The following is a 20,593-nucleotide window of genomic DNA, read 5'->3' on the forward strand; positions in this document are numbered from 1 at the left end:
AACCCAACCCCGTGGGTGGTTTCGTGCCGCCCCCACGCCCCCCCCCCCCGCGGGCCCCCCCCCGCGCGCGGGGGGGCCCGCCCCCCTCGGCGGGGATGAGAGTGAACAACGCCAGCTGTGTGGGCGCACCGACGCTGACGGCACCTGCCGGAGCGGTGGCGTCCTCGGGGCCTACTGGGCGGAACTCGACGCTGTAGCCGTAGCGGGCGGCGGTTTCGTGGCACCACGTCTGGAATTCGGGGCGGGTCCATTCGAAGCGGTGGTCAGGGTGGCGGTAGGTGCCGGCGGGAAGGGACGGGAAGCGGACGTTGTAGTCGGCGTTCGGGGTGGTGACGATGACGGCTCCGGGGTGGGCGGCGTGGAAGACGGAGTGGGCCAGCGCGGGCAGGCGTGGTGGGTCGACGTGTTCGATGACCTCCATCAGGACGACCGCATCCAGGCCGGCCAGACGCTGGTCGGCGTACGTGACCGACGACTGCAGGAAGCGGAGCCGATCGCGCTGGCGATCCGGGAGGTCGTCGTAGTGCAGCCGCCGCTTCGCCGCGATCAGCGCACGAGCCGAGACATCGGCCGCGATCAGCTCGCCGACCATCGGGTCCTTCAGCAACTCGCCCACCAGCGCACCCTCACCACACCCGAGGTCCGCGATCCGCCGCGCGCCGAGCTCCCGCAGTACGCCAGCGACCGCCGTACGACGAACGACCGCGAGCGGCTCCGGACCGCCCTCCTCGGACAGCGACTCCGCTGCGACCTCCATACCATCCACCTCGGCAAGGCGCTCCAGCGCGGAGTCGGCGAGATAACGCCGATGCGCCAGATAGCGGTGCGAGATCAGATCCTTCTCAGGATGCGCGCCGAGCCACCCCGTGCCGGCGCGAACCAGTTTGTCCACCTCGTCGGAGCCGACCCAATAGTGCTTGGCATCGTCAAGCACCGGAAGCATCACGTAAAGATGATTGAGCGCATCGGCCAGCCGGAGTACGCCGGTCAACCGCAGATCGACGTACCGCGACCAACCCCACGCCGGGATCTCGGGATCGAGCGGCACCGGACGCGCGTCGACGGTCCAGCCGAGCGGTGCGAAGAGACGCTCGGCCAGCTCGGCGCCGCCGCTGCACGGGAGCGCCGGCACGTGGATCTCGAGCGGGATCGCCCGGGCCGCCAGCTCCGGACGGGCGTCACAGCGCCCGTTCATCGCCGTACGGAAGAGCTTGCCGAGCGCGACCGCGAGCAAGCTGGACGCCGCGTACGGACGGTCGTTCACGTACTGCCCGAGCGTGAAACCTTCCTGCGCCTTCCCGCGTCCGGACCGTACCAATCCGATCGGGTCGATCTCGAGCAGGACAGCCGCCGTACACCGCTCGTCGGTCGCCTCGGGGTAGAAGACGTGCGCCGAGCCGCCGGTGACCTCGATCGCCTGCGGTCGCGCCGGGTTCTTGTGCAGCAGGAACCCGAAATCGCTCGCGGGCGCGTCGACTCCGGCCAGGTCGGTGGCAACTGTCAGGAACACTGACGTATTCGACCACGGCACGCGTCCACAACCCCACCGAATTGCCCTGCTTTGTCAGGAGTTCGGGAGCTGGAAAGAGGTCGAGGATTGAGACACGCTGCGTGGGCTCTGGCGCGTGCACCCAATTTGGCTCTAGCTTGTGGTGAGAAGATGAGTCGCTACAGACCGTCCTTCCCCGCTGACAGTCGGTATTGTCCCCGGTTTGTGGCGAGCGCCCACCCACGCCGACTACGGGGAAAGGACCATGGCAGCTCTCCCAAGCCATTCACACGACGTACGGCAGGACAGATCGCGCGCAACGGGCGAGGTCCAGCGGTGAAACCTCAGACGTTCGAACTACTGCGCTACACCGACATCAGCGGAGTCTCCGGCACGGGCATCGTCGCCGAAGGCTGCGTCTTCACCGACGGCTCGGTCGCGTTGCGCTGGCACGGCGCCAACCCGTCCACGGCCGTCTGGCCGGACCTCGATTCCATCCTCGCCGTCCACGGCCACTGCGGCGCCACCGTCGTCCGCTGGCTCGACGTCTCCGAGATGGAACCGGTCCCCGGCACCGACCTGCTCCCGGGCGAGGTCGCGCACATCCTGGCCACCGGCCGGCACACCCATCACCATGCACCGGCGGCAGCTTCCGCCTAGGTGCTGAACCCCTTCGCCTGACCGCCGTAACTACGGGGTGAGGCCGGTCAGCGCGAAGAACTCCTGGCGTGAGCTCGGGCTGTCGCGAAGCACGCCCTGCAGCGACGACGTCACCGTGCGGGAGCCGATCGCACGGACACCGCGCAGCGACATGCACTGGTGCTCGGCCTCGATCACGACGCCGACACCCTTCGGGTCCAGGTGGTCCTGGAGCCAGTCGGCGACCTGCTTGGTCAGCCGCTCCTGTACCTGGAGATCACGCGCGAACAGCTCCACCACCCGAGCCAGCTTCGAGAGCCCGAGGATCCGCTTCCCCGGCAGGTACCCGACGTGGGCGACCCCGGTGAACGGCAGCATGTGGTGCTCACACAGCGACTGCACCGGAATGTCCTTGGCCAGCACGAGCTCGTCGTACCCCTCGTCGTTCGGGAACGTCGTCAGCTCGAACTCGCGGGGCGTGAGCATCTCCGCGTAGGCATGCGCCACCCGGCGCGGGGTGTCGGCCAGGTGCACGCTGTGCGGGTCCCGGCCGAGCGCGACCAGCAGGTCCGCGACCGCGCGCTCAGCCGCCGGTACGTCGATCTCCGCGCGGCCGGGGACGACGTGGAGCGGACTCGTATCGAACACAGACTCGAGATCTGCCGAGATCGCCATCTGCACACTCCCTGAAAGTTCAACGAAGCCACATCATACTGTTAGACCAACTGATGTTGTCGATAGAATCATCCCGTGGACATTCCCTGGCGCGCGCGAGTTCAGGCGGTCGCAGTGCTGGAGGAGCCAACCCGCCGGCGCCTCTACGAGTACGTCGTCGGCCGGTCCGAGCCGGTGAGCCGGGACGACGCCGCTCAGGCCCTGGGGATCCCGCGGACGACGGCTGCGTTCCACCTCGACAAGCTGACCGAGGAAGGGCTGCTCGACACCTGCTACGAGCGCCGATCCGGCCGCACCGGCCCCGGTGCGGGTCGGCCCGCGAAGCTCTACCACCGCTCCGACCGCGAAATTGAGATCACTCTCCCAGAACGCCAGTACGCCGTCGCCGGCCGCTTACTCGCCGCCGCGATCGCGGACGCCGAGGCAGCCGGGACGTCCCCTCGCGAAGCCGCCAACCGGCAGGCCCATGCCTACGGCGAGGCGATCGGCCGCGCCGCCGGCGACGCGTCGCTGGTCGAGATCCTGACCACCCACGGCTTCGAGCCGCGACCCGGCACGGACGGGATTGGTCTGGCCAACTGCCCGTTCCGGCGGATCGCCAGCGAACAGCCCCAACTCGTCTGCGGCATGAACCTGCATCTGGTCGCGGGACTCGTCGACGCTCTCGGAAGCCCTTACGAAGCCCAGCTCGCCTCGTCTCCCGGCCACTGCTGCGTCCGGCTCGTACCGGCGACCCTAAACTCAGCGGGTGGCGAAAGCTAAGCAGAGCCAAGGGACGCCGGCGACGGTCGCGTTGACGAAGGCGAAGGTCGAGTTCAGCACGCACGCGTACGAGCACTACCCGGCGGCGAAGTCGTACGGGCTGGAAGCGGCCGAGGCGCTCGGGTTGGCGCCGGAGCAGGTCTTCAAGACCTTGCTGGTCGAGGTCGACGGCAAGCTGACGGTTGGCGTGCTGCCGGTCGACAAGCAGCTCGACCTGAAGGCGATCGCCGCCGCGTCCGGCGGGAAGAAGGCGGTGATGGCCGACCCCGCCGCCGCTGAACGGACCACCGGCTACGTCGTCGGCGGCATCAGCCCGATCGGCCAGAAGCGCGCGCTGCCGACCGTGGTCGACAGCACGGCCACCGCCCACCCCAAGGTCTACGTCTCCGGCGGCCGCCGCGGCCTGGACATCGGCCTCTCCCCCACCGACCTCATCACCGTCACCAACGCCCGCACCGCAGCGATCGCCCGGTAGCCCTTCGGGTGAACGGCTATCCGCGGCGAGTGATTGCTGCGGCGCGGAGGTTCTCGAGGGTCTCCACTGTCGTGTCCCAGCCCATGCAGGCGTCGGTGATGGACTGCCCGTAGGTGAGCTCGTGGGTCGGGTCGAGTTCCTGGCGGCCCTCGACCAGGAACGACTCCAGCATCACGCCGACGATCGCGGGGTTGCCCGCCGCGACCTGTGCGCCGATCTCTGCGGCGACGACGGGCTGCCGGTGGTGATCCTTGCGGCTGTTGCCGTGGCTGGCGTCGATGACGACCCGCTGCGGGAGGCCAGCCTTCTGCAGCAGCTCCTGCGCGCCGGCGACCGATACCTCGTCGTAGTTCGGGCCGCTGTCGGAGCCGCGCAGGACCAGGTGGCAGTCCGGGTTGCCGCGGGTGTGCAGGATCGCGGGCGCACCGTCGTGGTCGATACCGGTGAAGACATGCGGTACGGCGGCGGCCTTGATCGCATCGACCGCCGTACCGATCGATCCGTCCGGGCGGTTCTTCATGCCGATCGGCATCGACAGGCCGGACGACAACTGCCGGTGCACCTGGCTCTCGACCGTACGTGCGCCGATCGCACCCCACCCGACGGTATCGGCGATGTACTGCGGCGTGATCGGGTCGAGGAACTCGCAACCGACCGGCAGGCCCAGCTCGGTCACCTGCAGGAGGAGCTGCCGGGCGATCCGCAGGCCGCGGTTCACATCGCCGGAGCCGTCCAAACCCGGGTCGTTGATGAGGCCCTTCCAGCCAAGCGTCGACCGCGGCTTCTCGAAGTACACGCGCATCACCACGAGCAGTCCGTCGGACAGTCGCTCGGCGACCGGCCGGAGGCGTTCGGCGTACTCGAGGGCCGCCTTCGCGTCGTGGACCGAGCACGGACCGACGACGACCAGGAGCCGGTCGTCGACGCCGTTGAGTACGTCGGCAACTGCCTGGCGACCGTCGACGACGGTCCGGGCCAGGGTGTCGCTCAGCGGCAGCTCGCCGTGCAGCGCGAGCGGCGTGATCAGCGGGACGGTCTTCTCGATCCGTCGGTCGACGACGGCGGCCTGGCCGGTCTGCTGAGGAAGGGTGTTCATGGTCTGGAGACCTTTCCGCCGGACAGGCCCGCGGATGGTCGCAGACAGCCGGCTGTGGGAACAAAAAAGACAAGGACGGTGTCCTTGTCTTCGAGCCGGCTCTGGTTGGTTGGGCGTCAGCGATCGGCTGAGCTGCCCGGCACCAGGGCCGGCCACTCAAAAAATCGCCAATAGCTGCGCTTCACGAGAACGACGATAGCACTCGGACGGCAGCCGTAGCTCACGGTGGTCGCTCAGCGTGGTCAGTAACCGCAGGTGGTCCGCACTCGTTGAGCGCTGCAAGACAGCGCTGCAGGACGGGTCGAGACAGCAAGGAGTGCGGCACGGTGGTGAGGCCACGGACCTTCGAGTTGGTTCGATACCGGGATCCGAGTGGGGTGTCAGGGACCGGAGTGGTTGCCGAGGGCTGCGAGTTCAGCGACGGGTCGGTGGCGCTGCGCTGGCGCGGCGACAACCCGGCGACCGCGGTCTGGCCGGATCTCGACTCGGTGCTCGCCGTGCACGGACATCAGGGATCCACCGAGGTCCGGTGGATCGAGGTCCAACCTCCACCGATCGACCACCTCTTCGACGACCTGCATCAGGTCCGCCCACCAACCGCCCTCACCGAGCCCGTCCCGCCCGGCCATATCGGTACCACCAGCGCGACCACCGGGGCCAAGGGATGGGCGGGTGCCCGACATCTCAGGTAGAACATGCCCGTGACGCAGATTTACCTGGTCCGGCACGGTGAGCCGGACTACGAGCCGATCGATTCCCGGGGTTGGCCCGGGGCCGCGGCCGACTCCGCCCCTCTCACCGTCCTCGGTACGAAGCAGGCCGAGGAGCTCGCGGACGTGCTCAGTGGCGTCGGAGCGACGTACCTGGTCAGCTCGCCGTTCACGCGGGCGCTGCACAGTGCCGCGATCATCGGCCACCGGCTCGCGCTCGGCGTTCGCGTCGACCACGACCTGCGCGACTGGCTGCCGGATCACACCGGGTCGTGGCGCGGAGCGGCCGACGTACGGGCCGCGCAGGCCGAGTTCGAGGCGTACGACGGCGAGTGGCCGGACGGCATCCAGCGACCGTGGGAGCCACTGTCACAGGTCCGCGAGCGGGCTCGCGCGGCCTTGGCCCGGCACACCGCGAGTACGGACGGGCCGGTGCTGGCGATTACGCACGCGATGGTGATCCGGGCGCTGACCGGCGAGAAGGACACGGCGCACGGCGCGCACGAGTACTACCGCTACGATCCTGCGGACGATGTCTGAGACTGGACTACCCCGCGTACTGAGCGTTGTCGCGCTTGGCGGCGTGATCGGCTCACTGGCCCGCTATGGGCTCGCTGAGGCGTTCCCGCATCAGGCGGATGGATTTCCCTGGGCCACCTTCGCCACGAACGTGCTGGGCTGTTTCGCGATCGGTGTGCTGCTGGCTCGGCTGACGCCGCGATCGCATCCGTTGCTCCGGCCGTTTCTCGGCACCGGCATCCTCGGTGGGTTCACGACCTTCTCGACGTTCGCCGTCGAGACCGAGCGACTGCTGCACGTGCAGATGGTTGTTGCCATTGCCTACTACTTCTGCACGATCGCCGCAGCGTTGCTCGCGGCATTCATCGGCGAATGGGTCGGGCCAAAGATCCGGCACCGCCGATGAACGTTGTCTGGGTCGCACTCGGCGCGGCGGTCGGCGCACCCCTGCGTTTCCTGGTGGACAAGCACTTGGTGGCGCGGTTGTTGCTCGGCACCCGCATCGAGACGCCGTTGCCCTGGGGAACCTTCAGCGTCAACATTCTCGGGAGCTTCGTGCTCGGACTGCTGGCCGGGGTCAGCAATCACACGCTCGTTTTGCTCATCGGGACGGGGTTCTGCGGCGCGTTCACGACGTACAGCACCTTCGCTGCCGAGACGACGGCGCTGGCCAGTTCCGGACATCACCGCAAAGCGGTACTCAACGTCGTGCTGAATCTCGGATTCGGACTGCTCGCGGCCGTTCTCGGCGTCTGGATCAGCACGTGACTCATGTCACACCAGGTGATGACGTGAACACAGCTCCCGCGTGAAAATCCTTCATCACCGCCTGCGACGGTCCGTCCCGATAACGAATGGACCGAAGTTCGAGACAACAAGGGTTGAACTCGCTGTGAGTTGAGCATAGTTTTCACCGAGCGCCCGTCCGCGCTCACGGTGAGTCAAGGAGGTTGCCATGTCGAGAGGGATGCCTCGCCTACCCCGCCCGCTCATGGATCTGTGGGACTGGCAGTCGCAGGCCGCGTGCCGCGACGTCAACCCGGAGCTGTTCTTCTCCCCCGAATCGGAGCGTGGCGTTCGTAAACGCGCGCGCGAGATGGTGGCCAAGTCGCTCTGCGGTACCTGCCCGGTCCAGCCCGAGTGCCGGCAGCACGCGCTGTCTGTCGGTGAGCCGTACGGCGTCTGGGGCGGCACCACGGAATCCGAACGCGACAACGCCATCCTCCCCGAGCACCGAAAGTCGGCGTAGGAGCTCCTACTCAGCCCTTTTGTTGTCGTCGGTGTCGTCGTCCGGGTCTTCGGGCTCGGGCGGCTTCATCGTCGTGCGCGGGTCCCGGTACCGGTCCAGTGACTTGAGGAAGTCCGGATCGTCGTCGGGTGCGACCGGGCGCGACGGTGGCGCCGACGGACGCCGTACGACGGCCTCCGCGCGCCCGTTCTGGGTCCGCGACATCAGCAGCCAGACGATCGGCCCGACGAACGGGACGAAGACGATGAGGACGATCCACACCAGCTTGGGCAGGTATGGCACCTCGTCGTCAGGCGTCTGGATGCAGGAGAACAGTGCGTAGACGCTGAGGACCAAGCTGATCAGGAACGGCAGAAATCGAACCACGTACCCACAGTACGGCTAGCGGGCCGATGCGGTGAGGCCACGCGCCCTCAGGACCGAGTTCTCCAGGGGGCGGAACACCAGCAGCTCGATGCCGACGCCGACCACGAAGATCAGCAGGATGCCGGCGAACACCATCGTGATGTCCGACAAGGACATCCCGTTGTGCAGGTACTGTCCGAGGCCCTCACCGAGCTCGGGTGAGGTCGCGATCAGCTCGGCCGCCATCAGCGACCGCCACGAGAACGCCCAACCCTGCTTGAGTCCGCCGAGGAATCCGGGCAGCGCGGCCGGCAGCAGGATGTACCGGATCCCGCTCAGCCAGCCGGCCCCCAGCGCCTTGCCGACCCGCGGCAGGATCGGCGGGACCTGATCCAGTCCGGAGACCAGACCGTTCGCGATCGACGGCACCGCGCCGAGCAGCACGACCCAGTAGATGGCTCGGTCGTTCAACCCGAACCACAGGATCGCGGCCGGTACCCAGGCCACCGACGGCAGGCTCTGAAGGCCCGACACCAACGGGCCGATCCCCCGCCGTACGACCTGGAAGTTGGCGATCGCCAACCCCAGCGGTACGGCGATGACGAGCGAGATCGCGAAGCCGATCACGGCCCGGTGCACCGAGACCCAGAACAGCTCGACGATCTTGCCGGACGTCACCAGCTGCCAGATCTGGTTCCAGACGTCGACCGGTGCCGGCAGCTTGAACTCGGGCCAGAACGCCGCCGCCCACAGGAGCTGCCACACCACGAGGAGCAGCACGATCGCGCCGATCGGCGGTAGCACCCTGGCGGCGATCCGCCGCGCCCGCGAGCCTTCCGCGGTGACGACCGGGGTGTCGAGAGCATCCAGCCCGGCTTCGACGGAACCTTCGACTGGGCCTTCAGCCAGGGCCTGTTCAGGCGGCATGACTGCTGATCACCTTCCGCAGCGCGGCATTGATCTCGTCCACCGCGTCGGCCTCGGGCAGCTTGTCGACGTCCCACTGCCGCACGACCCGGCCGGGTCGCGACGACAGCAAGACGACGCGCTGCCCGAGCCGAACGGCCTCGCGAACGTCGTGCGTCACGAACAGAATCGCCGTACCGGTCGCACGCCAGATCCGCAGTAGCTCACCCTGCAACACATCCCGGGTGATCGCATCCAACGCGGAGAACGGCTCGTCCATCAGCAACAAGGACGGCTTGTCCGCACCCGAGCCGGTGTTGTCCGTCGTCGAGGCAAGCGCCCGCGCCAACGCCACGCGCTGCCGCATGCCACCGGACAACTCGTGCGGACGCTTGTCACCCAGTCCCGCCAGCCTCACCAACTCGAGCAGCTCGGCAGCCTTCGCCCGCCGCTGCGACTTCGGTACGCCGGCCATCCGCAGCGGCAGCTCGACGTTCCCGGACGCCGTCAGCCATGGCATCAGCGCAGGCTCCTGGAACACCACGGCCGGCCGGGACGAGTTCACCTCGATGCTGCCGCTGGTGGGCTGGTCAAGTCCGGCGACCAGGTTGAGCAGCGTCGTCTTGCCACACCCGGAAGCGCCGAGCAGGCAGACGAACTCGCCGGCCTTGACCTCCAGCTCGACGCCGTCCAGCGCCACGACCGCCTTCCTGCCGGCCCCGAAAGCCTTACCTACTTGGTGAAATCGCACCGGGGTCACCCGGCTGTCGGTCACGGTTCGATCGGGTACGACGGTCGCGGTCATGGCTGCCTCCCTCTTACTTCGTGTCCAGACCGGCCGCGTCGACCGCCGGCTTGCCTGCCTTGCTCAGTACGTCGTTCAACGGGCCGAGGTCCGCGAATCCGGCCACGGTGGGCGCCTGCTTGGCGATGCCGGCGGTCACCTGGTCCTTGGCGAGTTGCGGGAACGTCGCGGCGAGCGGGTCGTCGGTCAGCTGGATGTTCTTGAACGCGCGATCGATCACGGCCGGCGCGAGCGCCTTGCCGGTCGCCGCCTTGAGCTGGTCGTTCACCACGGTCTCGGCCGCGGCCTTGTCGGTGTTCGCGAAGTCGATCGACGCGAGCAAGCCGGTCAGCAGCGCCTTCACCGTCGCCGGGTGCTCCTGCAGGAACTGGGTCCGCACGATCAGCACCGTGGTCGGGAACTTGCCCTCCGGCCACAGCGACGCCTCGTCCAGCAGCACCTTCGCGCCCGCGTCGAGGACGAGCCGCGACGACCACGGCTCCGGCAGCCAGGCGGCGTCGATATCGCCCTTCTTGAAGGAGTCCAGGGTCTGGGCGTTCTCCAGGTTGGTCACCTTGACCTTGCCGGTCAGGTTGTTCTGGGCCAGCCACTTCTTCAGCGAGACGTCCTGGGTGTTGCCGAGCTGCGGGGTGACGACGGTCTTGCCGACCAGGTCCGCGGGCTTGGTGATGGTCGGCTTGACCACCAGCTGCGCGCCACCGGACGTCGCACCGGCGATCAGGCGGACCGCCTCGCCGTTCGACTTCGCGTAGGCGTTGATCGCGGGACCGGAGCCGATGAAGCCTGCGTCCAGCGAGCCGCCGAGCAGCGCTCCGACTTCCTCGGGACCGGCGTTGAACTTGTTCGGCACCAGCTTGGTGCTGCCCAGTTCCTTGGCGAACAGGCCCTTGCCGACACCGATCAGCGCGGCGGCGTGGGTGACGTTCGGGAAATAGCCGAGCCGGAGCTCGGTGGCCGGGCCCTTGTCGGACGATGCGGCCGGGGTCTCGTTGTTGTCGGCCCGCGAGCAGCCTGCGGCGGCGATCGTCAGAACCAAGGCGGCCGCGAGCAGGCGGACAGGACGGATGCTGGGGATGCGCACGGAACTTCTCCTGCGGGTCGGGAAGGAGGTGGGAACGGCCAGTAGCAGTACGGCGGAGGTGCAGGACGGCGGAGTACTACGCCGAAGGCCGACAGCCCGAGGAGTTCACGCGCAGCAGGTCGACGTGACGGCGACGCGTGAGTGCGTCGCCGGGCGCGTTCGCGATGACCTGCATAGGTTCTATGAAAGCGGACAAAGTCGAGCGACATGCTCAGGTTTCACAATGTGGGACGACCCATCGCTTATTGAGACAAGCGATCATTTTCGATCATCGCCTGATCGATCCCGGGGGGGGGGCTGGGCATAGGGTCGGTGGAGAGCTTCGCTGCCCGACGACCTGAGGAGTCGCCCGATGCAGGACGGTTGGACGCCTGGTGGTCCACTGATCGCCCACTCGCTCAAGACCGAGTACGCCGTTCGCCCGCTCGGCACCGACGTGGCCAGACCCCGGCTGAGCTGGATCGCCAAGGGACCCGGGTTCGGCGCGACCCAGACGGCGTACCAGATCTTGGTCGCGTCCAGGCCGGAGCTACTGACGCCGCAGAACGCGGATCTGTGGGACTCGGGCCGCGTTGAGTCGGCGCGCACCTTCGGGGTCGAGTACGACGGTCCGACCGCACCCCGCACGCGCTATCACTGGACCGTGCGGCTCTGGGATGGTCTGGACCGCATCGGCGGGTGGGCCGAGCCGGACTGGTTCGAGACCGGGCTGCTTGACGAAGGTTTCGCGGACGCGCGGTGGATCGGCGGCGCCACCGACAGTGCGCCGCTGCTGCGGCGTGGGTTCGCGGTCGACGGCGTTGTGCGTCGGGCGCGGTTGTATGCGAGCGGTCTCGGGTACGCCGACCTCCGGCTCAACGGCTCGTCCGTGAGTGATGCCGTGCTCGATCCAGGCTTCACCGCCTACGACCGCACGGTCCTCTACGTCACACACGACGTCACCGAGCTGCTGCGGGCCGGCGACAACGTGGTCGGCGGCGAGCTCGGGCGCGGGTTCTTCGGCCTGACCTCCAAGAACGTCTGGCGTTGGCACGAGGCGCCCTGGACCGCCGAGCCGCGCCTGATCGCCCGACTCGTGATCGAGTATGACGACGGCCGCACGACCGAGGTGATCACCGACGATTCGTGGCGCATCACCGGCGGCCCGACCCTCTCGGACTCCCTCTACACCGGCGAGACGTACGACGCCCGCCGCGCGCTGCCCGGTTGGGACACGCCAGGTTTCGACGACTCGGCGTGGTCGGCGGCGGCCGTGGTCGACGCGCCGAAGGGCAAGCTGGTGGCGCAGGCCCACGAGCCGATCCGTGTGATCGAGACCGTCGAGCCCGTCGACGAGAGCGAGGTTCGGCCCGGGGTGTGGATCGCCGACTTCGGGCGGACCACAGCCGGCTGGACCAGGATCTCCGTGACCGCACCCGCCGGGACGACGATCAGCCTGACCCACGGCGAGACGGTTGCCGACGGCCACGTGGTGGCCGAGAACGGGCACGTCGAGGGCGATCGGATCCAGCGGGACGAATACATTGCCGCCGGCAACGGCGTCGAGGTCTGGGAACCGCGGTTCTCGTACAAGGGCTTCCGGTACGTGCAGATCGAGGGTGCCCGCGCCGACGTCGCGATGCGCGTCGTGCACTCGGACGTGTCGTCGGTGACCCGGTTCGCGTCGGGACAGTCGTCGTACGAGAAGTTCGACCAGGCGATGCGGCGGACGATCCTGAGCAATCTGCACGGGATTCCGACCGATACGCCGTTCTACGAGAAGAACGGGTGGACGGGTGATGCGCAGGTCGGTGGGCCGACGATGCTGGCCTCGCTCGAGCTCGCGCGGTTCTTCACCAAGTGGCTCGGTGATATCCGGGACAGTCAGGCCGTGTCCGGGCAGCTCCCGGTGGTGGTGCCGTCCAGCGGCTGGGGATTCACCGAGCTCTCCCCGGCCACCGAATGGCCGACTGTTTATCCCTTTCTTTTAAGGGAAATGTACCGCTGGTACGGCGATGAGCGGGTGCTGCGCGAGCACTGGGAATCGCTGACACGCTATCTCGCGTGGGAGCTGAGCCGGGTCGAGGACGGGCTGTCGGTGAGTGTGCTCGGCGACTGGCTTCCACCGGGGTACAGCGAGGGGCCAGCACCCGAGGATCGGCGGCTCACGGGGACGGCGTACCTGTATCGGGCTCTGGTCGCGGCCGCGGAGATCGGCGAGATCATTGGCGAGTCCAACGAGTATCGCAAGGCGGCGCTCGAGCTTGCGGACGGCTTGAATCGTGCGTTCCTGGATCGCGAGGCCGGCCGGTACCGGTCTGCGGATGATCCGGATTATCGGCAGACGTCGAATGCGGTGCCGCTTGCGTTCGGGCTTGTTCCTGATGACCTGGTCGAGAGCGTGGCCGCCAACCTGGCCGCGGACGTCGAGGCGCGTGGATTCCATCTCAACACCGGCTGCCTGGGTGTCGGCGTACTGCTACCGGTGCTGACCGCGCACGGATACGGTGACGTGGCAACGAAGGTCGCGTTGCAGCGGACGTACCCGAGTTGGGGCCATTGGTTCGAGCTCGGCGCGGACACGATGTGGGAGATGTGGGAGGACGACTCGCGGTCGCGGAACCACTACTTCCAGGGCACAGTCGTGCAGTGGATCTACGAGAACGTCGCCGGGCTGCGAATCGTGGATGCAGGCGGTGAGCGGATCGTGGTCCGGCCGGATGCGCGGGACGAGGTTTTGTCGGCGAGCATCCGGACCGAGACGATCCGCGGGGCTGTGTCCGTGAGCTGGAAGAAGCGGAGCAGGGTGTTCTCGGTGGAGATCCAGGTGCCGGTGGGTGCGACGGCCGAGGTCCATGTCCCGTCCACGGCTGCGTCCGATGTCACCGCCGTACCGGCTCCGTTTGCGGGCGAAGCGTCGTACGAGAACGGCTACACGGTCTACACCGTGGGGGCCGGGCAGTGGAGCTTTACGAGTCGGTCGGCGTGAGTTTGGTGTAGATCAGGTCGCGGACCTCGCGCCCTTCCGCCTGCGCCCGGGACTCGAACTTGGTGACCGGCCGCCACTCGGGGCGCGGGGCCCAGCCGTCGTACTCATTGCGCAACTGCGGCTCGGCTTCGCAGATCTCGAGCATGCGGTCCGCGTAGTCCTGCCAGTCCGTTGCCAGATGCAACGTCCCGCCCGACTGGAGCCGTGACGCCACGAGCTGGACGAACGCCGGTGTGACGAGTCGTCGCTTGTGATGCCGCTTCTTCGGCCAGGGGTCGGGGAAGTAGATCCGTACGCCGGCCAGCGTGCCGGCGGCGACGTGGTCGCGGAGGAAGTCGAGGGCGTCGCCGTGCAGCAGCCGGACGTTGTCGACGTCGTACTTCTCCACCCACAACATCAACTGCCCGAGCCCGGCCGGGTAGACCTCGGCGGCCAGGTGGTTCAGCTCCGGCATCGCCACCGCCAGCTGGGCCGTGGCGTCACCCATCCCGGACCCGATCTCCAGCACCGTCGGCGCTTCCCGCCCGAACCAGGCGGTCAGATCGATCGCGCCCGGCGGCAACTCCTCGAGCCTGCGGCCGAGCTCGGACCAGTGAGTCGCCCAGACGCGCTTCTGCCCAACCGTCATCCGCACGCTCCGCCGGACGTGGCTGAACACACCTTCCTGCCGCACCTGATCCACTGCATCCACCAGCGGAAGTCTATTGGTTGGTCCGGACGAGACGCGAAACGGTGGTTCGCTCAGTCGTCCCAGAAGAGATGCGAAACGGTGTTGTAGGCGTGACGGGTGACGCGAAGGTAGTCGTCGGAGAAGCGGCCGGACTCGCCCGGTGGGTAGCCGCAGATGTGCGCGACGGCGGCCAAGTCGCGCGGGTCGCTCGGCAGCGAGTCGCCGGGGCGGGCGCGAACGAGCATGATCGCGTTGCGGATCCGGGTCGCCATCTCCCAGGCTGTGCGCAGCGTGTCCGCCTCGGTCGGGTCGACCAGACCCGCCTCAACTGCGGCGTTCAGTGCGGCGAGCGTCCGGGTCGTCCGCAGGCTCGGGACGCGGTGGGCCTCGCGGAGTTGGAGGAGTTGCACGGTCCACTCGATGTCGGCGAGCCCGCCGCGGCCCAGCTTCGTGTGGGTGGACGGATCGGCGCCACGCGGCAGCCGTTCGGCGTCGACGCGCGCCTTGATCCGGCGGATCTCCATCACGTCCCGTTCGCTGATCCCGTTCGCCGGGTAGCGCAGCGGGTCGATCAGTTCACGGAACGACTGGCACAGGTCGGCATCACCACAGAGCGGATCGGCGCGCAGCAACGCCTGCGCCTCCCACACCGCCGACCACCGCGCGTAATAGGAGGTGTACGACGCCAACGTCCGGACCAACGGTCCTTGCCGACCCTCGGGGCGCAGATCGGCGTCGATCGCGACCGCCGGGTCGGATCCGGGCAGCGAGAGCAATCGGCGGAACTCGGTCGCGACCTCGGTGGCGAAGTCGGTAGCAGCCTTCTCGTCCGCGCCCGGGACCGGGTCGTGGACGAACATCACGTCCGCGTCGCTGCCGTACCCGAGCTCGTGCCCACCGAACCGGCCCATCGCGACGATCGACATCCGGGTCGGCTCCGGCGCACCCTTCGCGATCGCCCGCCGGGCGACCTCCAGCGCGCTGGTCAGTGTCCCGATCGCGATCGTGGTCAGCGACGTACCGACCGTCTCGACGTCGAGCAGGCCGGACAGGTCGGCCGCGCAGACCCGGAACAGTTCGCGGCGCCGGACCGCCCGGATCGCAGCCACCGCGGCCTCGGGGTCGTCCTGCCGGCGGGCGGCCGCGGACATCTCGGTCAGCAAGGCATCCTGCGTGCGTGGGATGAGTTCGCGTTCGTCGGCGAGCATCGCGGTCGCCTCGGGCGCGCGTTGCAACAGGTCGACGGCGTACCGGCCGCTTGCCAGCAAGTGGGCCAGCCGCTCGGCCGACGCACCCTCGTCGCGGAGCTGACGCAGGTACCACGGCGTCGAGCCCAGGGCGTCCGAGATGGTCCGGAACGCACGGAGTCCGGCGTCCGGGTCCGGTGACTCCGCGAACCACCCGAGCATCGCCGGGAGCAAGGCCTTCTGGATCGACGACCGCCTCGACACCCCCTCGGACAGCGCCTCGATGTGTCGCAGGGCGGAAGCCGGGTCGGCGTACCCGAGCGCGGTCAGCCGCTGCTTCGCGGCCTCCGGCGTCAGTCGCACCTCGACGCCGGGGATCCGGGCGACGGCCGCGAGCAGTGGACGGTAGAACAGCTTCTCGTGCAGACGCCGTACCTCGAGCGCGTGCTTCTTCCAGGCCGCGACCAGGTCCGCGACCGGGTTCTTCGTGAAGCCGAGCGAGCGACCGAGCCGGCGCAGGTCGGCTTCGTCCTCGGGCACCGAGTGGGTTCGACGCAACCGGTACAGCTGGATGCGGTGCTCCATCGACCGCAGGAAGCGATAGGCATCGGCGAGTACGGCGCCATCCGTGCGACCGACGTACCCGTTGGTGGTCAGTTGCTCCAGGGCGACCAACGTCGTACCACTGCGGACCGCCTCATCGCTGCGGCCGTGCACCAACTGCAGGAGTTGTACGGCGAACTCCACATCGCGCAGTCCGCCAGGCCCGAGCTTGAGCTGGCGATCGACGTCTTCGGCCGGGATGTGGTCGACGACCCGCCGGCGCATCGCCTGAACGTCGTCGACGAACCCCTCGCGGTCGGCCGCAGACCACACCAGCTTGCCGATCTTCTCGGTGTACTCCTGACCGAGCTTCGCATCGCCGGCGACCGGGCGGGCCTTGAGGAGAGCCTGGAACTCCCAGGTCTTGGCCCAGCGCTGGTAGTACGCGAGGTGGCTGTCGAGCGTGCGTACGAGCGGACCGGACTTGCCCTCGGGGCGCAGCGCGGCATCGACCGGCCAGAGCGTGCCCTCGCCGGTGTGGGCCGAGCAGATCCGCATCGCGGCCGCGGCGAGGTGGGTCGCGGTCTTGATCGCGGGCGCCTCCGGCTCGCCGTCGAGCGGTTCGGCGACGAAGAGCACGTCCACATCGCTGACGTAGTTGAGCTCGCGGCCACCACACTTGCCCATGGCAATGATCGCGAGGCGGCAGTCGGCCGCGCCGGGATGCGCGGCGAAGTAGTCGTTGCGGGCGATGTGCAGTGCCGTGTCGAGCGCTCCCCCGGCCAGGTCCGCGAGGATGGCGGCGGTTTCGTCGACGAGCAGCCCTTCGGCGAGGTCACGCGCGGCCAACCGCAGCAGCAACCGGCGATACTCCACCCGCAGCGCATCGACCGGATTTTCGGCGTCGACCGCGGTCGCAAGCTTGGCCGCGACGTCCTCGATCGACGGCCGCGCACTGGCCAGCGCCGGGTCGGCCAGGTCGTACCAGTGCCGAGGATGTACGCCGAGATGACGCCCGAGCGCCTCGCTCGCACCCAGAACAAAGGTCAGCCGCCGCCGGAAGCCGTCGTCCATCTCCAGCGTTCGAGCGAACGCCCCCAGGTCGTACTGATGCCGGTGCAGCGCCTCGACCATCCCGCACAACCCCAGCAACGCGAGATCGGGATCCGCGGACTCCGACAGACTGATGATCAGCGGCTCGGTAGCGATCGGCCCGTTCGGCGACAGCAGGTCCAACTGCTCGAGTATCCGCCCCGCACGCTGAGGATCCGCAAACCCGAGCCGAACCAGCCGCCCCTCCCACGACCCCATCCGCGCCTCAGCCACGAGCACAGGCTACCGACTCCTGGTCGGTGCCTGGTCCGCCACTTCACTGCCTGATCTCGGACGGATTGCGGGGTCGTTGCGGTCGACACTCGGTGTTGCCTGGCATATCCGGGCTGTAGTCGGCATGATGGCTGTTCATGGTCATGATGACGGGGTCGCTCGCCGTTCGGGGCATGGTGGTCTGGTTGACGCCCCAGCAAGGTGGGCGAGTGTCCGGGCCGCCCGAGCCGGACTACGACTACGACTACACAGCCACCGCCTTTCTGCCTCCCCGGACCGCCGAGGACGGGCAGATGGGGGTCGCATTGCGCCGGTTTGCGCCGGGCGCATGGCGGACTCCGGCCGAGGGCATTCTGGTGCCGGCACCGGGGCACCGAGCTCAGCAGGTGATCCCCGGCTGCCTCGTGGTGATCACCGAGGGGGTCCGGCCGGTCGGCTTCCTCACGATCGAGGAGGTCCACGCCCTGGCAGCCGACGGCACGCCGGTGATGGATCGCGTCGAGGAGCCGACGGTGATCAGTGTGGCACCGCCGCCTGAGACGGATCCGCCGTACCGGCACTCGACCGCCGCATCCCGCTGGACCTCGCAGCACGCCTCGGACGACACCCCACCACAGCCCGCCGCAGTCTGAACACACTCTCGCAATTCGCCTACCCAGTGTGGTGACCACGATCGGTCACCGCTGCGCGGCGGCTGTCTGCTACTGCCTTCGGCGGGTGCGCGGATCGGTGATGATGCGCTGGCGTGGTTGGCGCAGGAGACGTGGTGGATCTGTATGAGTCCGACTGTGGTTGGGCCGGGCCTTGCCGAGGGACTGTGGTCCGCGGGCTCCCGCGGGGAGCTATGAGCCGTGTGATGTGGATCCGGTTGGCCAGCGTGGGCCCGGGACGCCCTGGCTCAGAGCGATCCGGCACAGCAGCCGGTGCACCGGCAAATCCAGACCCACCGGCCCGCAACAGCCAGGGCGGGAAGATCTCTTCCCGTATCGGGTACAAAATCTAACCCAACCTCCACCCTGCCCGGCCAATCCCGCCACCCGGACAAACCCGACCACATCACGAGACCCCGGCCCGCCGGGTATCGAGTCGTGGATCCGGGTCAGGAATCGGCAGCGAGATTCGCCGACATCCACGACTCGAAAACCCGGCCCGAACCACTCGCCACGACTCGATCCGCCCGGCGACGGCCGCCGCCGTCTTTCCGGAACTTCCTGGTCGCTATCCGCAGATTTACTTCCGGAAAGACCCAGCCCGCCCTCACCACGGTCCCACCCCCCGGTGATCACACACACCCCGCACGAACCCCGAGCGTCAGCCTCACCACGGTCCACTCCCGTGATCACACCCCACGCGTGCGACCACTCGGGTGAGCGGCTCCGGGACAGCTGCGATCCTTCCCTGGTCGCGGTGGTGTGGGTCAAGGGTCGAAGATCGCGCAGCGACGCCGAAGGCGCCCTTGAGGCACGCCGCCGCGACTGGCACGATCACGCAGCCCGGAGACCGCGCCACCACACCCCCGACGCGCACACCAGATCAGCGGCGGGACACCAGTTCGCGCACCCCGCCGAAGGCGGCAACAAAGCAGCCGCCGCGGAGCGGTGACCGATCAGCCCGCCACCGCAGTCCCCAGGCAAACCACTCGAGCGCGGATGCATCGCCCGCGCCGCCACAGTCGCTCGCGCAAAACCAGATGAGCGCGGATACACAACCCGCGCCTCCGCCGAAGGCGGCACGAGTCAGCCGCCGCGCAGCGGTGTCAGCTCGGCCGTCGGGCGAGGTGTTAGAGGACTGGGAGGAGTCTGTTGAGTTCGAAGGGGGTTACTTGGCGGCGGTAGTCCTGCCATTCGGCGCGTTTGTTGCGGAGGAAGAAGTCGAAGACGTGTTCGCCGAGGGTTTCGGCGACCAGTTCGCTGTCTTCCATCACGCTGATGGCTTCGGCGAGGCTGCTGGGTAGGGGTTTGATGCCGAGGGCCTTGCGCTCGCGCGACGTCAGCGACCAGATGTCGTCCTCGACCTCGGCCGGGAGCTCGTACCCCTCCTCGATCCCCTTCAGACCGGCGGCGAGCATCAGCGCGAATGCGAGATACGGATTCGCGGCCGAGTCGAGCGACCGGAACTCCACCCGCGACGACTGACCCTTGTGCGGCTTGTACATCGGCACGCGGACCAGCGCCGACCGGTTGTTGTGACCCCACGAGATGAACGACGGCGCCTCGTCACCCACCGCGAGCCGCTTGTACGAGTTCACCCACTGGTTCGTCACCGCGGTGATCTCCGACGCGTGGCGCAACAACCCCGCGATGAACGCGCGGCCGGTCTTGGACAGCCCGTACTGAGCGCCACCCTCGAAGAACGCATTCCGATCGCCCTCGAACAGCGACATATGCGTATGCATCCCGGACCCCGGCTGATCCGACAGCGGCTTCGGCATGAAGGACGCATAGATGCCCTGGGTCAGCGCCACCTCCTTCACCACGACCCGGAACGTCATGATGTTGTCCGCGGTCGACAGCGCGTCGGCGTACCGCAGATCGATCTCCTGCTGACCGGGGCCGCCCTCGTGGTGACTGAACTCGACCGAGATACCCATCGACTCGAGCATCGTGATCGCCTCGCGGCGGAAGTCGTTCCCAATGCCTTGCGGGGTGTGGTCGAAGTACCCGGACGAGTCGACCGGCTCCGGCGTCGTACCGGGCGCGCCGACGAGCGACTTGAACAGGTAGAACTCGATCTCGGGATGCGTGTAGAAGGTGAAGCCGAGATCCGCCGCCTTGGACAGCGTCCGCTTCAACACGTGCCGCGGGTCGGCGAACGACGCGGACCCGTCGGGCATGTTGATGTCGCAGAACATCCGCGCGGTGCCCATCGTCTCGCCGCGCCACGGCAGGATCTGGAACGTCGACGGGTCCGGCTTGGCCAGCATGTCGGCCTCGGTCACCCGGGCGAACCCCTCGATCGCGGAACCGTCGAAGCCGATCCCCTCGGCGAACGCGCCCTCGAGCTCGGCCGGCGCCACCGCCACCGACTTGAGGAACCCGAGCACGTCGGTGAACCAGAGCCGCACGAAGCGTACGTCGCGCTCCTCCAGCGCGCGCAGCACGAACTCCTGCTGCTTGTCCATCAGTCCACCTCTCACCCTTCAGCTGGT

General features: G+C 68.2%; 21 protein-coding genes. 10 read left to right on the forward strand and 11 right to left on the reverse strand.

Going from position 1 to position 20,593, the window contains the following annotated elements:
- A partial coding sequence (locus ACWF4Z_RS09420; protein WP_452242499.1) for a 3' terminal RNA ribose 2'-O-methyltransferase Hen1 occupies positions 1–1,510 on the reverse strand: 1,510 nt, incomplete at its 3' end.
- Between the two features lie 315 nt (positions 1,511–1,825).
- Between ACWF4Z_RS09420 and ACWF4Z_RS09425 the strand changes: the two genes are divergently transcribed.
- Complete coding sequence (locus ACWF4Z_RS09425) at positions 1,826–2,149, forward strand: hypothetical protein (RefSeq protein ID WP_452242500.1); 324 nt, start codon at positions 1,826–1,828, stop codon at positions 2,147–2,149.
- A 30-nt stretch (positions 2,150–2,179) separates the two neighbouring features.
- On the opposite strand, the gene folE is transcribed toward ACWF4Z_RS09425, so the two are convergent.
- Positions 2,180–2,803 carry a GTP cyclohydrolase I FolE gene (gene folE, locus ACWF4Z_RS09430; RefSeq protein WP_452242501.1) on the reverse strand — a complete coding sequence of 208 codons (624 nt, stop codon included), beginning with the start codon at positions 2,801–2,803 and terminating at the stop codon, positions 2,180–2,182.
- A gap of 75 nt (positions 2,804–2,878) precedes the next feature.
- On the opposite strand from folE, the gene ACWF4Z_RS09435 reads away from it, so the two are divergent.
- Together ACWF4Z_RS09435 and ybaK are read left to right on the forward strand one after the other, a co-directional pair.
- Positions 2,879–3,565 (forward strand): helix-turn-helix transcriptional regulator, encoded by a 687-nt coding sequence (locus ACWF4Z_RS09435; protein WP_452242502.1) that lies wholly within the window; start codon positions 2,879–2,881, stop codon positions 3,563–3,565.
- Entirely contained in the window at positions 3,552–4,040 is a 489-nt protein-coding gene (gene ybaK, locus ACWF4Z_RS09440; RefSeq protein WP_452242503.1) for a Cys-tRNA(Pro) deacylase, read from the forward strand. Before ACWF4Z_RS09435 ends, ybaK begins: the two co-directional genes overlap by 14 nt.
- A gap of 16 nt (positions 4,041–4,056) precedes the next feature.
- Here ybaK and ACWF4Z_RS09445 read toward each other — a convergent pair whose 3' ends face one another.
- Positions 4,057–5,136 carry a 3-deoxy-7-phosphoheptulonate synthase gene (locus tag ACWF4Z_RS09445; protein WP_452242504.1) on the reverse strand — a complete coding sequence of 360 codons (1,080 nt, stop codon included), beginning with the start codon at positions 5,134–5,136 and terminating at the stop codon, positions 4,057–4,059.
- Between the two features lie 326 nt (positions 5,137–5,462).
- On the opposite strand from ACWF4Z_RS09445, the gene ACWF4Z_RS09450 reads away from it, so the two are divergent.
- The 5 genes from ACWF4Z_RS09450 to ACWF4Z_RS09470 all read left to right on the forward strand — a co-directional run bounded on the left by ACWF4Z_RS09450 (position 5,463) and on the right by ACWF4Z_RS09470 (position 7,614).
- Positions 5,463–5,828, forward strand: coding sequence for a hypothetical protein (locus tag ACWF4Z_RS09450; protein ID WP_452242505.1), 366 nt, complete (start codon positions 5,463–5,465; stop codon positions 5,826–5,828).
- Positions 5,829–5,831: 3 nt separating this feature from the next.
- Positions 5,832–6,386, forward strand: a complete 555-nt coding sequence (locus tag ACWF4Z_RS09455) for a histidine phosphatase family protein (protein ID WP_452242506.1) — start codon at positions 5,832–5,834, stop codon at positions 6,384–6,386.
- The gene (crcB, locus tag ACWF4Z_RS09460) at positions 6,379–6,771 is read left to right on the forward strand and encodes a fluoride efflux transporter CrcB (RefSeq protein WP_452242507.1); all 393 of its coding nucleotides are present in this window, start codon (positions 6,379–6,381) and stop codon (positions 6,769–6,771) included. The genes ACWF4Z_RS09455 and crcB (ACWF4Z_RS09460) overlap by 8 nt, the downstream gene beginning before the upstream one ends.
- Positions 6,768–7,133 carry a fluoride efflux transporter CrcB gene (crcB, locus tag ACWF4Z_RS09465; RefSeq protein WP_452242508.1) on the forward strand — a complete coding sequence of 122 codons (366 nt, stop codon included), beginning with the start codon at positions 6,768–6,770 and terminating at the stop codon, positions 7,131–7,133. Before crcB (ACWF4Z_RS09460) ends, crcB (ACWF4Z_RS09465) begins: the two co-directional genes overlap by 4 nt.
- A 187-nt stretch (positions 7,134–7,320) precedes the next feature.
- Positions 7,321–7,614 carry a WhiB family transcriptional regulator gene (locus ACWF4Z_RS09470; protein WP_452242509.1) on the forward strand — a complete coding sequence of 98 codons (294 nt, stop codon included), beginning with the start codon at positions 7,321–7,323 and terminating at the stop codon, positions 7,612–7,614.
- 6 nt (positions 7,615–7,620) lie between these two features.
- Here ACWF4Z_RS09470 and ACWF4Z_RS09475 read toward each other — a convergent pair whose 3' ends face one another.
- The 5 genes from ACWF4Z_RS09475 to ACWF4Z_RS09495 all read right to left on the reverse strand — a co-directional run bounded on the left by ACWF4Z_RS09475 (position 7,621) and on the right by ACWF4Z_RS09495 (position 10,926).
- Positions 7,621–7,980: a PLD nuclease N-terminal domain-containing protein gene (locus ACWF4Z_RS09475; protein ID WP_452242510.1), complete on the reverse strand. Its 360-nt coding sequence runs from the start codon at positions 7,978–7,980 to the stop codon at positions 7,621–7,623.
- Between the two features lie 15 nt (positions 7,981–7,995).
- Complete coding sequence (locus tag ACWF4Z_RS09480; protein WP_452242511.1) at positions 7,996–8,886, reverse strand: ABC transporter permease; 891 nt, start codon at positions 8,884–8,886, stop codon at positions 7,996–7,998.
- Positions 8,876–9,670: an ABC transporter ATP-binding protein gene (locus tag ACWF4Z_RS09485; RefSeq protein WP_452242512.1), complete on the reverse strand. Its 795-nt coding sequence runs from the start codon at positions 9,668–9,670 to the stop codon at positions 8,876–8,878. Before ACWF4Z_RS09485 ends, ACWF4Z_RS09480 begins: the two co-directional genes overlap by 11 nt.
- 13 nt (positions 9,671–9,683) lie before the next feature.
- Positions 9,684–10,751, reverse strand: coding sequence for an ABC transporter substrate-binding protein (locus ACWF4Z_RS09490; RefSeq protein ID WP_452242513.1), 1,068 nt, complete (start codon positions 10,749–10,751; stop codon positions 9,684–9,686).
- A 76-nt stretch (positions 10,752–10,827) separates the two neighbouring features.
- Complete coding sequence (locus ACWF4Z_RS09495; RefSeq protein WP_452242514.1) at positions 10,828–10,926, reverse strand: putative leader peptide; 99 nt, start codon at positions 10,924–10,926, stop codon at positions 10,828–10,830.
- A 177-nt stretch (positions 10,927–11,103) separates the two neighbouring features.
- Between ACWF4Z_RS09495 and ACWF4Z_RS09500 the strand changes: the two genes are divergently transcribed.
- Positions 11,104–13,719 carry a family 78 glycoside hydrolase catalytic domain gene (locus ACWF4Z_RS09500; RefSeq protein WP_452242515.1) on the forward strand — a complete coding sequence of 872 codons (2,616 nt, stop codon included), beginning with the start codon at positions 11,104–11,106 and terminating at the stop codon, positions 13,717–13,719.
- Here the strand turns inward: ACWF4Z_RS09500 and trmB are convergent.
- The gene (gene trmB / locus ACWF4Z_RS09505) at positions 13,700–14,410 is read right to left on the reverse strand and encodes a tRNA (guanosine(46)-N7)-methyltransferase TrmB (RefSeq protein ID WP_452242516.1); all 711 of its coding nucleotides are present in this window, start codon (positions 14,408–14,410) and stop codon (positions 13,700–13,702) included. The genes ACWF4Z_RS09500 and trmB overlap by 20 nt on opposite strands.
- 50 nt (positions 14,411–14,460) lie before the next feature.
- A complete protein-coding gene (locus ACWF4Z_RS09510; RefSeq protein ID WP_452242517.1) occupies positions 14,461–17,445 on the reverse strand; it encodes a bifunctional [glutamine synthetase] adenylyltransferase/[glutamine synthetase]-adenylyl-L-tyrosine phosphorylase in 2,985 nt (994 codons plus the stop codon).
- Positions 17,446–17,654: 209 nt separating this feature from the next.
- Here ACWF4Z_RS09510 and ACWF4Z_RS09515 point away from each other — a divergent pair, with 209 nt between their 5' ends.
- Entirely contained in the window at positions 17,655–18,077 is a 423-nt protein-coding gene (locus tag ACWF4Z_RS09515; protein WP_452242518.1) for a hypothetical protein, read from the forward strand.
- 1,148 nt (positions 18,078–19,225) lie between these two features.
- Here ACWF4Z_RS09515 and glnA read toward each other — a convergent pair.
- Entirely contained in the window at positions 19,226–20,566 is a 1,341-nt protein-coding gene (gene glnA, locus ACWF4Z_RS09520; RefSeq protein WP_452242519.1) for a type I glutamate--ammonia ligase, read from the reverse strand.
- Between the last annotated feature and the right edge of the window lie 27 nt (positions 20,567–20,593).

This window comes from Kribbella sp. NPDC055071, from assembly GCF_053608045.1.

What these genes read in the sequence shown, in the direction of transcription:
- ACWF4Z_RS09495 (WP_452242514.1), bottom strand. Translation starts at nt 10,926, where the DNA reads ATGCAGGTCATCGCGAACGCGCCCGGCGACGCACTCACGCGTCGCCGT.
- ACWF4Z_RS09445 (WP_452242504.1), bottom strand. Translation starts at nt 5,136, where the DNA reads ATGAACACCCTTCCTCAGCAGACCGGCCAGGCCGCCGTCGTCGACCGA.
- crcB (WP_452242507.1), top strand. Translation starts at nt 6,379, where the DNA reads ATGTCTGAGACTGGACTACCCCGCGTACTGAGCGTTGTCGCGCTTGGC.
- ACWF4Z_RS09500 (WP_452242515.1), top strand. Translation starts at nt 11,104, where the DNA reads ATGCAGGACGGTTGGACGCCTGGTGGTCCACTGATCGCCCACTCGCTC.
- folE (WP_452242501.1), bottom strand. Translation starts at nt 2,803, where the DNA reads ATGGCGATCTCGGCAGATCTCGAGTCTGTGTTCGATACGAGTCCGCTC.
- crcB (WP_452242508.1), top strand. Translation starts at nt 6,768, where the DNA reads ATGAACGTTGTCTGGGTCGCACTCGGCGCGGCGGTCGGCGCACCCCTG.
- ACWF4Z_RS09470 (WP_452242509.1), top strand. Translation starts at nt 7,321, where the DNA reads ATGTCGAGAGGGATGCCTCGCCTACCCCGCCCGCTCATGGATCTGTGG.
- ACWF4Z_RS09455 (WP_452242506.1), top strand. Translation starts at nt 5,832, where the DNA reads ATGCCCGTGACGCAGATTTACCTGGTCCGGCACGGTGAGCCGGACTAC.
- glnA (WP_452242519.1), bottom strand. Translation starts at nt 20,566, where the DNA reads ATGGACAAGCAGCAGGAGTTCGTGCTGCGCGCGCTGGAGGAGCGCGAC.
- ACWF4Z_RS09485 (WP_452242512.1), bottom strand. Translation starts at nt 9,670, where the DNA reads ATGACCGCGACCGTCGTACCCGATCGAACCGTGACCGACAGCCGGGTG.
- ACWF4Z_RS09480 (WP_452242511.1), bottom strand. Translation starts at nt 8,886, where the DNA reads ATGCCGCCTGAACAGGCCCTGGCTGAAGGCCCAGTCGAAGGTTCCGTC.